Consider the following 15,299-nt stretch of genomic DNA (forward strand, 5'->3'; position numbering starts at 1 on the left):
ACGCCATGACCGAAACCGACCCCACCACCGACACAAACGCTGTCCCGCTCCACCCCAACCCATGGATCATCACGACCGCACCTGATCGAAACAGCTACACGATCGAATTGCCCAGCAGGGGGATCTCGTTCGCGATTGACGCCGATCTACGATTCCAGCTCCTCGATGCCCTCCACGACCCGGAAGAGCGATGATGGGCGACGCCACGGCCATCGAATGGACCGACGCAACCTGGAACCCGGTCACCGGCTGCACCGCAGTCTCGTCGGGCTGCGATCATTGCTACGCCCAAACCCTCGCTGAGCGGTTCCGCGGCACACCGGGGCACTACTTCGAGCACGGATTCGACGTCGAGATGCGCCCCGGCAAGCTCGACCAGCCGCTGCGATGGAGCCGGCCACGCCGGATTTTCGTGAATTCGATGAGCGACCTCTTCCATCCAGCAATCCCGGACGACTACATCGCCCGGGTGTTCGCGGTGATCGCGCTCGCCCGCCAGCACACCTTTCAATTGCTTACCAAGAGACCCGCTCGGATGCGGGCACTGCTCCAGTCCGATGCCTTCCGCCGCGCCGTCGACGACGCCATCGCTGGCGTCGTCGCAGCCTTCCGCCCCGCCGATGTCTGGTACCAGAGCTGGCCGCTGCCGAACCTGTGGATCGGCGTCTCGGCCGAAGACCAGAAGACTGCAGACCTTGCGAGTATGGGCGCTGCTGGACACGCCTGCAGCTCTTCGGTTCGTCTCTGCCGAACCGCTCCTCGGACCGATCGACTTCACGCGCCTACGACCCAGCAGAATCGGAGGAGCGCTGACTCGCGACGGGCTCCGTTCGGTCGAAGACTCGAAATGCGGCGGCGAGCGCGAACCAGCGCTTGACTGGGTGATCGTCGGCGGTGAGTCCGGCCGCGGGGCACGGCCTATGCATCCGCGATGGGTACGAGAGATCCGGGACCAGTGCACCGCTGCCGATGTGCCCTTTCTGTTCAAGCAGTGGGGCGAGTGGGCACCAGCGGAGGTGATCGCCAGATTCCGTGACTACCACCACTTCGACGACGGCACCGAAGTTCGACGAGTCGGCCGTAAGGCCGCCGGCCGGATCCTCGACCGACGGGTGTGGGACAGCGTGCCCGACGGAGCCGGACGATGAGTGGATCGCTCGACATCACGGCATCGGACTTCTTCTGCGGTGCCGGCGGATCCACGACCGGAATGATCGCCATCCCCGGGGTGAGGGTATCGGCAGCGTCGAACCACTGGGACAAGGCAATCGAGACGCACCAGTACAACCACCAGCACACCGAGCACATCCTCGCGGACCTCTCTCAGATCACTCCGAAGCTGTTTCCTCGCACGACAATCGGATGGTTCAGCCCCGAATGCACCTGGCACTCGAATGCTCGCGGGGCCAAGCGCCTCGCCGCGCAGATCTCGTTACTGTCCGACGACCTACCGTCCGAGGCCGCCGAGCGATCGAGGGCGACGATGTGGGACGTCGTTCGGTTCACCGAGTATCACCGATACGAATTGGTTTTCGTCGAGAACGTCGTCGAGATCTACTCATGGCCTCTCTACAGGCCATGGATCGCGGCGATGCACGCCCTCGTTTACGAACATCGCCTTATCTGCCTGAATTCGATGCACTCATGGACTTTTGGGACACCAGCGCCGCAGTCCCGCGATCGCCTCTATGTGTGCTTCTGGAAGGCCGGCAACCGGGCACCTGACTTCGAGACCGTGGTCCGTCCGCCGGCAACCTGCTCTCGCTGCGGGCCCGTGCGTGCGTTGCAGGCCTGGAAGAACCCAGGGGTGGCTGTGGGTAAGTACCGTAGCCAGTACTCCTACCGGTGCCCCGCACGTGCGTGTGCGGACACCGTGCTCGAGCCCGACTGGCTCCCTGCCTCGACCATCATCGACTGGACCAAGACCGGCCAGCGGATAGGGGACCGCACTCGTCCGTTGAAGCCGAAAACGATCGCACGAATCCAGGCCGGCATCGACCGGTATTGGGCAGCTCCGCATGCCGAGGACGCGAGAGAAGCCGCGGGCACGCTGTTCGAGTATCGGCAGGCAAGATCACGGCCGTCTGAGGGGCGGGCCCCGGTGTTCGAGCCGTTCGTGTCGGTGCTGCGGGGCCAGTCGAAGAATCATCGAACCTCGGAGGCGCTGTCGACCGTATCCGCGGGCGGCCGCCATCATGCGGTGATCACCCCGTTCATCGCAGAGCTGCGAGGTGGAGGTTCGACTGCGCGATCGGTCAGCGACGCTCTCTGCACCGTGACGGCATCGGGTAACCACCATGGCTTGGTCGTGCCCGCTGCCGCTCACCATCGAAAGTCCACACGCCGACCGATCGCCGTCGAAGACCTGTCCTTCAGAATGCTCGACGTACCGGAACTCAAAGGCGCAATGGGATTTCCGTCCTCGTACGTTCTACGCGGGGGAACCAAGCAACGAGACGTCCGGATGTGCGGTAACGCTGTGACACCGCCGACCTCGCGAGACCTAGTGGGAATTGGTATTCGGAGTCTAGAGGCCGACTGTTCGTGAACACCGCTCACTTTCTGCTTCAGCAGCTTCTTTGTGTCAACCGAACAGCGACGTCCATCCCGAACCGTGTACCTTCTTCATCTCGTTGTCGAAGTCGGTGACGTCCGAGACAGTGAGTACGTGGTGGTCAACCAGCCAACGACTCATCCCTGGATTGAGGCCATCTTCGCTTGCCCATGACAGCTTGTTGATATCGTCGAAATGCTTATCCATGACTCTGTGGAGATTCTTGAATACGCCTGTCTCGCTGATCGAGTAGCTTCCAAGCCACTCTTCTATCTTGCCTTTTCTGACGATTTTGGGATTCGAGAACCCGCCGATAATGAATTCATATTCACGAAAGGTCAACCAGAAAAGAGTGCTTTTGTGCTTGTCGTCGTGTAGCCATTCGCGCAGCGCCCGAGCAATGTGTTCGTTGGATGAAAGCTGTTCGATATGCTCGTTCGGTACGAAAGTCGGGATAAGATCCGAATTCGATGTGTCGGGGCCTGCTTCGGGCGTGTCGACCAGTACAACGTACTCGCGCTGGCGGCGGATGGCGTGGACTGCAAACGCTGGAGGTGGTCCAACCGCTATGCGGTAACGGGCACCAGGTTCTGACAGTGCAAAGCGATTGCCTTTGCGCTCATCGCGGGCGTCTCCTGATTCGCGTGCTTCTCTGGGTAATTGTTCGAGTACTGCGCCGTAGGTGTGGCTACCCAGTCTGTGTTCAGGTTCTGCTGCATCAAGTTTCACCTGCCTGTATGACAAACTGGATGACTTAAGCGGTACGCTCATCGCGACGTATACGGGGTACTCGCTGTGGTTGACCACGTGATATGCGCCCGTCTCCGTGTCCCGGACAACTGCGGGGCACCAGTTGTTGCTCAGTCTTGGGTCGCCCTCGAAATTGTTGAGTATGTATCTTGTGAATGGCGTGTAGATCGATTCGACGTGGAATCCGTGCTGTCCAGTCTCGAGAGGTGGAAGGACATAGGGCGCTTTCAACGGGATCCTCCTTGTTCCGGTTCAGCACTGGGTGACAGATGCGCCACGACCACGGTGATGTTGTCGGCGATTGTGCCGTGGCGTTTGTGCTCAGAAAGGGCCGCACGAACGAGTGCTTCTGCTAGTCGAGCGGGACTGGCATCCGGTGGCTGGGATCCGAGAACCTCACGTATGGCGTCTTCAGGGTCTCGATCAGGTGTGGTGTCCATTTGGGTGTGCGGGCCGGACCAGGCGTTGAGGAAGCCGTCTGTGACCATGATGTAGCGGTCATTGGCTACTGCTGGCTGGTGCCATCGAGACAACTTGTAGGTGTAGCCCGCTGGGGCGTCGGAGAAGAACCCGATTGCGTTGTCCAGGGCAGCGTGCTGATGCAGGGCTGGTGTCATCGCTGTGACGTGAACGGTGTCGTCGGCTGTGTCGGTGTGGGCACGAAACACCTGACTGTCTCCCACGTGCCCGCCGGAGACAGTGAAAGTGGAGGTGTCGAGTGTCAGGACGTCGAGCGTGGAAGGCGCGGCGAGAACCGAGCGTCCGCGGAGTCCTCGAAGTGCTTGATCAGTGGCGGCGAAGACGTCGTCGATAGGCGAGGTGGGCAGAAGGGTTCGTAGTGTCGCGCGTACGGTTCGGGCTGTGAGGACGCCGTCTTCGCCGCCGCCCGCGGCATCGGCAATCGCTGATGTGTGTCCTCGAATCAGGAAAACGTCGTTGTTGTGACGGCGGTCGCCCGCCGAGGTCTCCCCGGCTGCTTGGAGTTTGAGAGGCGCTGCTGCTGCGGGTGCCATTGCCTGCGTGGGTGACTCGTCACCGGCTGGTTGGGGAATAGGTCGTCCGAGTGTGTGGGGCAGGCTTTGTCGCACGGCGGGCGCAGCACGCTCGGTGTGTACCTGTCCGACGGGGATGGTCGGCGGGAAATGTTGCTCGCCGACGTACGTGACGCGATACACCGAAGCCCCCACAATCAGGACCGCGCCGTCGTGTATCTCGAACGGCGGTTGGCCTGCGTACAGGCGATGCCCATCGACGGTGATGGGCGCGCCGGACAACGCTGTCACCCACCACCGACGCGTCTGTGGGTGACGGACGAAGTGCGCACGCTGGCGTCTTGTTTTTCTATCGGTGACGACCGCTGTTTTACCTCGTGCGCGCCCCAACGTCACTGTTTCGCCTCGCAACTCGATGGGTGGAATATCGCTCGTGCCGCGCAGATCATGTAGAAAGACGCGCTGCGTGTTGTCGAGCGACGCCTTGCCGAGGCGGTCGGTGGTGGGCGTGTGCGAGACGGGTCTCAGTTCGACGGTTCGGGCAGCACCGTTTCGTGTGCCGCGTCGAGACGCCAACCACCACAGTCCGCAGCCGGCCAACAGCGCGGTAATGATCGCCATGCCCATCCGCCAATCGATCATCCACAATCCGGCCGCGATGAGAGCACCCACCGCGATGGTCCCGACTCGTCCGATCAGTGGGCAGTGCCGAAGTCGGTCGAGACGTCGCCGCAGCGAACGCTTCGACACGCGTGGCCGTGGAAACCGCCGGCCTGTTGACTTGATGGGCATCGGAACTCCGTTAGCGATTGATGGCGGGTGAGCGCGGCGCGTCCGGATCGTTGTCCGGTGGCAGGTAAGGGGGGTCGTCGGTCGGCACACTGTCGGGGTGCGGTGTTCGCGGCTGGTGCTGCTGTTGAACCAGATGGCCAGCATTGCCGATGACGTCCTGTTGCTGTTGTTGCTTGGGAGGTTTCTTGAAACGCGTGAAGTTACCGACCTGTTGGGCTGCCGGTATCGCGCCGCCTGCGTCTACGTGCAGAGCATCTTGTTTGACGAGTCGTAGCCATCGAATGAGCTGGTCCGCGCTACGTTCAGCTGCTTTCACACGTGCGTCGAAACTGTTGTCCGTCGGCACTACGTGGCGTCTTTCGGGTGCAGGGTCGAGGCATCGACGCAGCAAGTTGTCGAGACCTTCGGGTACAAACGGTGCGAACTTCGAAACCGGGGTGAGAGGCCCACTGCGCAGTCTGCGATATGAGTCCAAGGCCCTTTCGGCACGAGGGTTGCCGTTTTGGAAGTCGTTGAGGGTGATTCCTTGCTGTTCGGCCTCGTACAGATACGGCGGCTTCCCGGTGATCATCTCGTACAGAGTTGCGGCCCAGGCGTAGATGTCGGCGGCAACGAGGTGGGTCGGCCACAGCTGCCCTGCTGAGCCTTGCTCTGGTGGCGAGTAGAAGAGGCTTTGCAACCGCAGCCGTGAGCTGGTGTGTGCGGCCTCATCGAGACTGCGAGAAAGTGCCCAGTCGATGATCTTCGGGGTGCCGTCGTTGTCGATGCAGATGTTGGGGGGCTTCATATCCAGGTACGCGCGAGCCCCCTTCTCTCTTTTCGTCCACGACCAGGCCAGTGCGCTGAGTAGTCGTTCGGCGATCTGCAGTACCAGGGCAAGGTCGAAGCCCCCGGGCTCGTTGCCGTTGATTCGGGCGTCTTGAAATGTATTCAGGGTGTGGGGATATCGTCGGGTGACGATCACCATCTGGTCTTGGTAGATGTCCGAAAAGTAGACGTCTGCGACGGCGTCGTTTATCGACACGCCCAGTGCGGGAACAGCATCGAGTTCGGCGAGGCCTTGGGCCCGATCACGCTTTCGGAGCTTCCAGGAGCGGTCGGGGAGGTAGACCTTGATCACGTATTCGATTCCGTTGTCGGGACTGTCCTCGTCGACGGCGAGTAGAAGAGAACCGCCGTTGACGTGTCGCCAGAACTTTGTGATTCGCCAGTGCCTGTCGAGCGGGTTGTCGACTGTGTCGTCGGGAAACACATTGCCGATCTCGAGTCCGTACTCATCGCGCGGCGAAGCAGCAGGAGGTCTGTGGTTGCTTGCGCGCGGTGCCGGTGCCGGCGCCGGTGGGGGTTGCGGTTGCGGTGTCTGTGGGGGTTGCGGTGTCGGAGTTGGGGTCTCGCCGCTGAGGTCGTCGGGTTGTTGTTCACCTTGCTGTGCGTTGCGCGGGTGTTGTTGTGTGTATGGCTGGGTGGGGGTTGCGCGCGGACGGTGGCGGCGCTCTTTCAGGTGTGCAAACGCGGTCTTGAGATAGTGGTCGGCCAGATCCTTTGCGGCGGCGGAGTCGTCCGACAGTTTGTGCAGCGCTTCACGGGTCTGTGCGACGGCGTGCTTCGCGGCAGCGTCGGCCAGGGTGTGCTCGTGTTCTCGGGTCAGCGAGTCCATCCGGTTGCGGTGCTCGCGTTCGTCGAGGTCACCGGCATGGGCCACAGTGTTCGCCCGGTTGCGGTGCTTGCGGTCGTCCAAGTCGTATTGGGCGTCCGCTTCGCCCTTCGCGCCTTCGATTACTTGGACAGTGGTGCGGGCGCGCAGACGAGCTGCGTCCCGTCGCGCATTTTCCAGGTAGGGAGTGTGAGGGCCGAATAGTTTGAGCAGCAGTGGGGTGAGGTCGACGACAAGTAGCGTGACGATGATGACGATGTAGAACCATCTGTATCCGAGGTCGTCGCCGATGAGTCGGACAAGGGCTCTGTGGCGAGTCACAGCATTGGTGTCGGCGGCGTTGACCGCTTCGTATTTGGCGGCCTTCTCGTCGATTCGAGTCTGGCGGGTGCTCTCCAGCGTACGAACGAGGTCCTGCGCCTCTAGGGCCTTCTGCTGGCTGGTAATTGCAGTCGTGTCGGCTTGGTTGTACACGTATCTTCTGTTGCTTTCCGCGCAGATCTCCCGCGGGTCGCTCGGAAGTAGACAGTTCGCGCTGGGGGGACTGTCGCCGGCGTCAAGCGTGCCTCCAGTCCCCCGACGTTCATCCTGCCAATCAGCCTGGGCAGTCTCCCGGGTGCTATTGGCTATATCTCGAGCGTTTTCGGCGGCTGTGCGCGCATCTTTCGCATCGGCGATTGCTGTGTCGTACTCTGCGCCTATGGATGCTTTGTAGTCGGTGAGGTTGTCGGACTGGATGCTCGGCAGCTCCCGTTCGATTGCGGTGTTGAACATGCCGAGAGCGACCGATTCGGAGATGACGTAACCGACGACGACCGCCATCCCGATGCGTGCGAGGTAGAACCATGCCGAACGCCATGCTCGCCGAAGCCAGTTTTGGGGTCCGACCAATAGGTCGCCGTAGTCGATCGAGGTCATGATCCATCGGTCGACGCAGAATACGAACAGTGCCCACACGGCGGCAAGGACCCAGATGAACCAGTAGTTGAAGCGGTGCCCGACGTTGACTGCCCAGGCACTGGCCAGAACGCCGCCGAAGGCGATGGTAGGCACCAGAATCAGGATCCCGGCTTGGGCGGCAAGTTTGGAGGCGTCGGAATTGTTGTCGATCCACGGGCGGTGGAAGCCGCCGATCCGCAGCAACATTCTGGTGAGCCAACCGCAGTTGTTGTCGACGTCGAACTTCGGCTTCTGACGACCATCGGGCCCAGGGGGGTCCATGCCGTCGTCTTCCTTGGCCGAATTGTCGGGTGGAGGCGCGCCGCCGCTCATCGGATCATCGGGGTCGGCGGAGTCGACGCGTGAGCGGGGACGTCACTGCTCAAGGCGGTTCTCCTCCGAGTGTATTGGGCTAAGAAGTGTCGCACAGGGTCGGCGGTTCGGCGTGGCGAGAACAGCAGGTTCCGGTCAGCGGGCAGCATGGGCACCCGTTCGGTAGAACGTGGCGGTGTTCGTGCCTGATGTGGTGCCGAACGCGATGCGGTCGCCGTCGGCGAGTTCGGTCCATCTGCCGGGGGTTACACGCACTCCGTTGATCCAGGTACCGGTCTTGCTGTTGTCGGCACACCACCACACGCCATCGTTGGAACGCAGGGTGAGGTGATGTCGCGAGATGCTGGTGTCGGCGCTGATGGTGATGTCGCAGTAGGTGCCCCGCCCGACGGTTATCTCGGTACCGACGACGCGGTGCGCTCGACTATCGGGACCGACCAAGGTCGGTCCACGCCCGGGTGAGTCCGGGATGAGAGTTGTTGCCACCTGACTGTCGCTGGGGTGGAGGTCGGTTTGGTCGCCGTAGGCGCGTGTGGGTTCCACTGGGTGGTCGGACATCGGATGCGTGGAGCCACGCAGGGCGTAGTGGCGAGCGCGGACCTTCGGGTTGGAGACGATCTCGACCAGGGGCAGCATTCCGCTCGGAGTGTCCGCGGAGTAGCGGCGCGTGACATCGACGGCTTCGGCGGTGAGATGGGTGATGACGTCGTTGATATCGAAGTGATCGCTGAGGTCGGTGAAGTCGGCGGGATTCAGACCGACGGTAATGCAGTCGGGTAGATACCAGCGCCCGTCGGAGTGACGGAAGACGAGGGTGCAAATGTGTTCGCGGGCGTTGTCGCACAATGCAACTGGATTGCTGCGACCTGGTCGTCGCCATTCCCCGCGCACGAGATGCACAGCGGCGATAGCGACGACGGCGGTCATCACGAACAACACGGTTCCGCCGGTGAAACCGCACACAATCACGAAGATCAGCCACGCTATGCCGAACACGGTGGTTACCGCTCGAGAGTGGGGTGTCCATGCGCGGATCCATTGCAGGACTGCGACGGACGTGGCGCGCAGCTCATCGGAGGCTACGCGGATCAGATCGGTCATCTCCGGGTACTCCATTCGCTGTGACAGGTGGGGACTCTCCTAGGGGAGAACTTAAGGCGCACAGAGGTGGATGAACAGAGTCCGGAAGGTTGGTCAAGTCCAACCCTGAATGGGGTTGACAAGGAGCGAAAGTCGTGGACTAGAACCTCGACAGAGCCCGGGGTCAAGTGAAGTCTGGAATTCGTCACATCTCAAGTGGGTACCCCCAGGTTTCACGATGCGTCAGCCAGTGGGTCAGGGGCCGGACGTAGCGCGCTCAGCGCGCCCGTCAGAGGGCAGCGGCCGGTGACGACAACGAGCCCTCGAAAGGTCAACGCAGGGTGAGCTATGACGTCGTCGGGTGAAAGATCGGGCATCAGGTTCAGTGCCCGGGCAAGTACCATCGCCGACCATGGGTTGGGGCTGTGGTCGGCTCGGCAGTCGTCGCTGGTCCACACCGTGGCGGCGGCGACGTCGGTACGCACGATCCGGCTGCGGGCAGCGGTAGCGCGGAGTGCGTGGAGTACTTCCTCTGGTGTCTGATGACCGTCGGTTGTGGCTATGTCGAAAACGGTCACATCACGGTCTAGTCCAGGACGAACGAGGAAACCAGTAACAATATTCATTCCTGCATCGCACCGAATGAGTAACTGTTATAGCTAGTTGGTGTTGACCCACTTGACAGCCTGCGCGATATACGTTGGCGGACGTGCGTCCGTCCGGGCCGTTCGATTAGTTCAGCACGTACCGTCTGAAATGTAGCAAGTGGACGGTTGTGACCGGATCGTACCGCCCCTGTTGCCGAAACCGGACAGAGAACGGTTTCGGCAACAGCTGATCAGTTCGTATGCCGACGTACGGTCCGGGTACGAACTGCTCCTTCGACGTTATTGAATGCTCGTATTACCTGTGGATCGGCGAATGGTATGAGCTGGGTGAACAACACTCCTGCTGACGATCTATCGTTGTCGGTGTCGGCCCAGTAGTAGGTGTTCGCGCCCCCGGCCCATGCCATGGTTCCGACTGGGCGGCCTGCGGGTGTGACTTGCTCGTTTCGCATGCCGAGCAACGACCACGATGTGTTGATTCCTGGGATCAGGTCGATGTCGTGCGACGTTGCGTAATCAGCGGATTCGATGGTCCCGAAAGATGCTGAGTGGCTTCGTTGTGCGTCGACGAGGGTATCCGGCTGTAGGTACTGCACACCGTTCCAGGCTCCGCCGGCACTGAGCATGCGAAGGAACGTCAGGTAGTCCTGGGGTGTTCCGTACAGCCCGCCGCCGCCTGAGTGGAATTCTGGATCGGTGGGCAGCTCGAATGGTGTGGGTACCAGGCCGTGAGGTGTTTTCGTGTGTACATCCGCCAAGCGAGTGCGATCGGTGATTCCGAACGTTGTGTCGCGCATACCCAATGGGGAGAAGATCGTCTCGTGGAGGTGGGTTGCCAGGTCGTGTCCGGTCAGGCGGGTGATGGCAAGTCCCACCCATTCCAGGCCGGTGCCGTACATGGCGTTGGTGCCTGGGTGGTAGACGAGCGGGGCGTCGACGATCGAGGCGAGTTTGAGTTCGAGGCTCGATGGCACCTTCTTGTCGTGAAGATAGCGCGCGAGATCGGCGTGTAGGAACGAGTAGCCGGTTCCGGCTGTGTGCGAGAGCAGCATTCGTAGTGTGATGGGTCCTCGTGCGCGGACGAGCCGGGGCTGATCCTCGTCGTATCCCTCGAGGACGTACGCCGCGGCGAGTTCGGGCAACAGATCGGTAGTGGGAGTGTCGAGTTCGATGAGACCGCGCTCGACGAGTTGCAGTGCGGCGACGGCGACGATCGGTTTGGTCATCGATGCCAGCCAAGCGATGGTGTCGTCGGTCCATGGGTTTGTGCCATCACGTGTTCCCGCTCCGCCGGAGTACGTGATGCCATCGCGGTCGGCTGTCATGACGTAGAGGCCGGTGACCACTCGGTCGTGCACCGCTGTGGTCAGGATCGTGGAGATGGTGTTGCGCAGGGCTGATTGCCCTGATGGTTCTGGTGTCATGACCAGGTCATGGGGAGTTCGTCCACCCCATAGATGCCGATGGCGTGTTCTCGGAACTTGATGTCTTGCAGGGGTACAGCACGGTGGAGGGTTGGGATGCGCCGGAGCAGGGTGGGGATGGCGATTTGGAGTTCGAGTCGTGCGAGGGGCATGCCCAGGCATTGGTGCGGGCCGTATCCGAAGGTCAGATGTCGGTGCACTGGCCGGCGTAGGTCGAGGCGATCCGGGTCGGTGATCGCTGATGCGTCGCGGTTGGCGAGGTCGCCGGCGATGATGAGGCCGTCGCCGGCGGGGATGGTGATCCCGTTGATGTCGATGTCTTCTGTTGCGACTCGGCGTCGTCCGCCTTGGGGGACGGCGGTGTAGCGGAGGAGTTCTTCGATGGCTCCGGCGATTTCGTCGTGTGTGCGCATCGACAGGAGGGTGTCGCGCTGTTCGGGGTTTTCTGTCAGGGCCAGCGCACTGAGGGAAATGGTGTTGGAAGTGGTGTCGAATCCTCCGAGGAGCATCAGCATCCCGGTCATGGCTGCGTCGTGTTGGGAGATGTCACCGGTGGCGACGTGTTCGTGGGCGAGTTCGGAGAGCATGTCATCGCCGGGGTCTGTGCGTTTGACGGTCAGTAGCTGGTAGATGTAGTCGATCAGGCCTTGGCGGGCGGTTTCGGCGTCCTCTGCGGTGGCGTGGGGATCGATCAGGGATTTGGCGCTCGTTGTGAAGAACTGGTGGTCCGCGTAGGGCACGCCCAGCAGATGGCAGATCACGGTGCACGGCGCGGGTAGCGCGAAAGCTTCGAGGAGGTCGACAGGTCGCGGCCCGGCAAGCATTCGGTCGATGAGGTCGTTGACGAGATCTTCGATCGGAGTGCGCATCGCCTCGATGCGTTTGGCGGAGAACGGTTTGGCCACGAAGTGGCGTTGACGGGTGTGCTCGGGGGCGTCCATGGTCAGAAATCCCAAGCGGTGCATGAATTTACTGGGGGTGGAGTGGGGATAGTTGGGGTGCTCGGGTACGGCGCTGAGGCGTGGGTCGCGCAGCAGTGTCCGTGCTTCGTCGTACCCGCTGATCAGCCAGGGGGTGCTGCCGTCCCAGATCTGCGCGCGTGTGATCGGTGAGTCATTCTGTACTGCACGCAGTTCCGGTGACGGGTCGAAGGGGCACTTGGGGTTTCGGGGGGCGGGGTAGGTGGGCAGGGTGTCTGTGCGCTTCGCGTCGTGCGGTGCGTTGTCGGTCGCGTCCCCTTCTGGGCGGTGCGGGGCGCGCATCACTGGTCTCCGAAGCTGTCGAACAGTTCGTTCGCGGTGTCGAATCGCGGGCCTTTTCGCGGCCCTGGGGCAAACTGTGCGGGCATTGTCACGAAACCGTTGATCTGACCGACCGTGGGGTATCGAACGGCGGCATTGTCGACAAGGCGGTAGCCGGGGAGTCGGTCGAGAACTTGGCCGACGACGACCTCGAAGTCGATTTGCGCGATGTGGCGGCCGATGCATCGGTGCAGTCCGAGTCCGAACGCTGCATGTTTGCGTGTGTCACGGTCGAAGTCGATGGTGAGGGGGTCGGGGAAGACCTTTTCGTCGAGGTTGGCTGCTGCCCAGGAGATCAGGACTCGTTCGCCGGGTTCGACGGTGGCTCCGTCGATCTGTGCCTCTTCGGTGGCTGTTCGTCCGACACAGACAACAGGGGTGAAATAGCGCAGGAGCTCTCCGCATGCTTTCGGTAGGTCGTCCGGGTGATCGATCAGTCGTGCTCGATCATCGGTGTTGCGGTCCAGGTACTCGAACGTCGACGAGAGCAGGGCGGTGGTGGTGTCCATACCGCCGGCGATCATGGCGTTGCAGACGGCGATGATGTCTGCGTCGCTGATGTTCTCACCGCCGATCTCCATCTGGGTCAGGAAGCTGATGAGGTCGTTGCGGGGATGGGCACGGCGGAGGGGAATGGTCTTGATTACTTCGCCGATGAGCATCGCGAAGCCGGTTTCGACCGTCTTGTATTCCGGGGTGTCGGATGGGGTGTAGGCCAGGGCATGCACGGCCTCGGCGTAGATGCGCCAGTTGTCCATCGACAGGCCCACGATGTCGAGGGTGAGCAGAGCCGGCACGGCATTGGCGAGATCCATCACGAGGTCGATCTCGCCTGATTCGATGGCTTGGTCGATGCACCACGTCGTGTAGGCCTCGATCCGTGGGCGGAGCCGTTTTGCAGAGGTGGGAGAAAAGTAGGTGTTCAGTGCTTTTCGCCAGTCCAGATACTCGGGTGGGTCCATTTCCAGTGGTAGGGCACGAAACGTCGACGCGGGGATGATCGTTCCTTGCGGTCGCCCTGGCGTGTTGGGTAGCTCGTGGGCCGAGGAGAACACTTCCGGTCGACGTGCGACTGAGGCGACCTGCTCGTAGCCGCTGACCACGTAGAAGCCACCGTAGTGGGAGCTGTGGGCTACCGGGCACTTTTGGGTCATGGCGGTGTTGACTGCCCACGGGTCTGCTGAGTATTCGGGTGAGTGGTGGTCGAAGTCGATGTTTGGGACGGTGCTGTTCGGCATGACGGGGGCTCCTAGGGGCGTGTGGCGGCCGAGACCGGTTGTGGGAGAAGTTGAAAGCCGGGGTAACCGTCTGCGGTTACTTGCTCGCAGCGGGCGGCGTAATCGGGGAACCCGATGAGGGGCATGAAGACCCTTTTCTTGCCGGGGATGTTCGCCCCGAGGTACCACGAGCCACACGAGGAGAGGAGAGTTCCGGCGGCGACGTCGGTGACGTGTCGACCCCAGTCGTGTTCGGCCTGTGGTGTGGCTTCGATGCTGTGGATGTGATGGTCGGTGAGGTGTTGCAGACAGGTTCTGATCCAGGTTGCGTGTTGATGAATTGCCACCAGCACGTTGGCCAGGACGGACGGGCTACCGGGGCCGGTCATGGTGAACAGGTTGGGAAAGCCGGAGGTGGCCAGGCCCAGGTAGCTGCGGGGGCCCTCCGACCACGCCTGGCGCAGCGTTCGACCGCCGCGGCCGCGGATGTCTATGCGTGTGAGAGCGCCGGTGATGGCGTCGTAGCCGGTGGCGAACACGAGGATGTCCAAGTCGTGCGAACTGTGTGTCGTCCGTAAGGCGGTCGGTGTGATCTCGGTGATCGGGTGGGATGCAATGTCGACGAGGTCGACATTGGGACGGTTGAACGTTTCGTAGTAGCCGTCGCCGAGGCAGATTCGTTTGCATCCCATGACGTGGCGAGGGGTGAGGGTTGCAGAGACTGCAGGATCGGCCACGGTCGAGCGGATCTTGGTGCGGACGAAGTCGGCGACGACCTCGTTTGCCGCAGGGTCGACGAGGAGATCTCCGAAGGAGCGTAGGAGCAGCGGCCCACCCCTGTTCCACAGGTGCTCGAACTGTGCTTCACGCTCTGTCTTCGAGAAATGGAACACCGAGTTCGGGTTGGTAGGAAACCGGGACAATCCGGCTGTGGGAACTGTGTTGTTGCGTGCACGAAATCCCGCGTAGTCGGCCTTGATTGCGGCTTGGAGCTGAGGGTCGAGCGGTTCGTCGCCTGCGGGCAAGGTGTAAGCAGGGGTGCGTTGAAAGACGGTGAGCTGACGAGCGTCTCGGGCGATCAGGGGGATGGCTTGTACCCCAGACGAACCGGTCCCGATCACACCGACTCGTTTGCCTCCGAGTGCCACGTGATGGTGGGGCCACCGTCCGGTGTGCAGGATGTCGCCTGCGAATGAGTCCAGGCCGGGGATCTCGGGCACGTTGGGTTCGGACAGGCAACCTGTCGCGGTGATGACGTACCGGGCGATGATTTCGTGTCCGGTATCGGTCCGGACGGTCCAGGAGGCGGTGGCGTCGGAGTAGACCATTTGTTGTACGCGCGTGTGGAACTCGATGTCGCGTTCGAGGTCGAAGCGATCCATCACGTGCTCGATGTAGCGCATGATTTCAGCTTGGTCGGCGTATCGCCGTGTCCATTCCCAATCTTGTTGCAGCTCATCGGAGAATTGATACGAGTACTCCAGGCTCTCCACATCGCAGCGCGCACCGGGATATCGGTTCCAATACCAGGTGCCGCCGGCATCACCTCCTGCCTCGTACACGCGGACGGTCAGGCCGATCGTGCGTACTTCGTGCAACATCTGCAGTCCTGCGAGCCCCGCACCCACGATCAGAACATCGACATGCTCGTCCAT

At 61.8% G+C, this 15,299-nt stretch carries 11 protein-coding genes and 1 pseudogene; 3 read left to right on the forward strand and 9 right to left on the reverse strand.

What is annotated here, in order from left to right; genetic code table 11:
• Positions 1-5 precede the first annotated feature (5 nt).
• The 3 genes and pseudogenes from CH281_RS00950 to CH281_RS00960 all read left to right on the forward strand — a co-directional run bounded on the left by CH281_RS00950 (position 6) and on the right by CH281_RS00960 (position 2,548).
• The gene (locus CH281_RS00950; RefSeq protein WP_139278549.1) at positions 6-194 is read left to right on the forward strand and encodes a hypothetical protein; all 189 of its coding nucleotides are present in this window, start codon (positions 6-8) and stop codon (positions 192-194) included.
• Positions 194-1,148, forward strand: a pseudogene (locus CH281_RS00955) (DUF5131 family protein). Before CH281_RS00950 ends, CH281_RS00955 begins: the two are co-directional and overlap by 1 nt.
• Positions 1,145-2,548: a DNA cytosine methyltransferase gene (locus CH281_RS00960; protein ID WP_032364842.1), complete on the forward strand. Its 1,404-nt coding sequence runs from the start codon at positions 1,145-1,147 to the stop codon at positions 2,546-2,548. The pseudogene CH281_RS00955 and the gene CH281_RS00960 overlap by 4 nt, the downstream one beginning before the upstream one ends.
• A 36-nt stretch (positions 2,549-2,584) precedes the next feature.
• On the opposite strand, the gene CH281_RS26525 is transcribed toward CH281_RS00960, so the two are convergent.
• The 9 genes from CH281_RS26525 to CH281_RS00995 form a co-directional block, all read right to left on the reverse strand.
• Complete coding sequence (locus tag CH281_RS26525) at positions 2,585-3,283, reverse strand: hypothetical protein (RefSeq protein WP_141214628.1); 699 nt, start codon at positions 3,281-3,283, stop codon at positions 2,585-2,587.
• A 248-nt stretch (positions 3,284-3,531) separates the two neighbouring features.
• Positions 3,532-5,088: a SpoIIE family protein phosphatase gene (locus CH281_RS00965; RefSeq protein WP_170945381.1), complete on the reverse strand. Its 1,557-nt coding sequence runs from the start codon at positions 5,086-5,088 to the stop codon at positions 3,532-3,534.
• A gap of 10 nt (positions 5,089-5,098) precedes the next feature.
• The gene (locus CH281_RS00970; protein ID WP_032364844.1) at positions 5,099-8,014 is read right to left on the reverse strand and encodes a DUF4407 domain-containing protein; all 2,916 of its coding nucleotides are present in this window, start codon (positions 8,012-8,014) and stop codon (positions 5,099-5,101) included.
• Between the two features lie 135 nt (positions 8,015-8,149).
• The gene (locus tag CH281_RS00975; RefSeq protein ID WP_032364845.1) at positions 8,150-9,115 is read right to left on the reverse strand and encodes an FHA domain-containing protein; all 966 of its coding nucleotides are present in this window, start codon (positions 9,113-9,115) and stop codon (positions 8,150-8,152) included.
• A 212-nt stretch (positions 9,116-9,327) separates the two neighbouring features.
• On the reverse strand, positions 9,328-9,672 hold the full coding sequence (locus CH281_RS26530) for a hypothetical protein (RefSeq protein WP_032364846.1): 345 nt from the start codon (positions 9,670-9,672) through the stop codon (positions 9,328-9,330).
• A 260-nt stretch (positions 9,673-9,932) separates the two neighbouring features.
• Positions 9,933-11,126: a serine hydrolase domain-containing protein gene (locus CH281_RS00980; RefSeq protein WP_052049303.1), complete on the reverse strand. Its 1,194-nt coding sequence runs from the start codon at positions 11,124-11,126 to the stop codon at positions 9,933-9,935.
• Positions 11,123-12,388, reverse strand: coding sequence for a cytochrome P450 (locus tag CH281_RS00985; protein ID WP_080733000.1), 1,266 nt, complete (start codon positions 12,386-12,388; stop codon positions 11,123-11,125). The genes CH281_RS00980 and CH281_RS00985 overlap by 4 nt, the downstream gene beginning before the upstream one ends.
• Positions 12,388-13,665 carry a cytochrome P450 gene (locus CH281_RS00990; RefSeq protein ID WP_032364847.1) on the reverse strand — a complete coding sequence of 426 codons (1,278 nt, stop codon included), beginning with the start codon at positions 13,663-13,665 and terminating at the stop codon, positions 12,388-12,390. Before CH281_RS00990 ends, CH281_RS00985 begins: the two co-directional genes overlap by 1 nt.
• A gap of 11 nt (positions 13,666-13,676) precedes the next feature.
• Positions 13,677-15,299: a flavin-containing monooxygenase gene (locus CH281_RS00995; RefSeq protein ID WP_032364848.1), complete on the reverse strand. Its 1,623-nt coding sequence runs from the start codon at positions 15,297-15,299 to the stop codon at positions 13,677-13,679.

The organism is Rhodococcus sp. 06-221-2 (genome assembly GCF_002258365.1).
GTDB classification, from domain to species: Bacteria; Actinomycetota; Actinomycetes; order Mycobacteriales; family Mycobacteriaceae; genus Rhodococcoides; species Rhodococcoides fascians.

Coding starts and splice junctions, on each gene's coding strand:
- CH281_RS00980 (WP_052049303.1), bottom strand. CDS start 11,126: ATGACACCAGAACCATCAGGGCAATCAGCCCTGCGCAACACCATCTCC.
- CH281_RS00960 (WP_032364842.1), top strand. CDS start 1,145: ATGAGTGGATCGCTCGACATCACGGCATCGGACTTCTTCTGCGGTGCC.
- CH281_RS00985 (WP_080733000.1), bottom strand. CDS start 12,388: ATGCGCGCCCCGCACCGCCCAGAAGGGGACGCGACCGACAACGCACCG.
- CH281_RS00975 (WP_032364845.1), bottom strand. CDS start 9,115: ATGACCGATCTGATCCGCGTAGCCTCCGATGAGCTGCGCGCCACGTCC.
- CH281_RS00970 (WP_032364844.1), bottom strand. CDS start 8,014: ATGAGCGGCGGCGCGCCTCCACCCGACAATTCGGCCAAGGAAGACGAC.
- CH281_RS00995 (WP_032364848.1), bottom strand. CDS start 15,299: ATGGACGAGCATGTCGATGTTCTGATCGTGGGTGCGGGGCTCGCAGGA.
- CH281_RS00950 (WP_139278549.1), top strand. CDS start 6: ATGACCGAAACCGACCCCACCACCGACACAAACGCTGTCCCGCTCCAC.
- CH281_RS00990 (WP_032364847.1), bottom strand. CDS start 13,665: ATGCCGAACAGCACCGTCCCAAACATCGACTTCGACCACCACTCACCC.
- CH281_RS00965 (WP_170945381.1), bottom strand. CDS start 5,088: ATGCCCATCAAGTCAACAGGCCGGCGGTTTCCACGGCCACGCGTGTCG.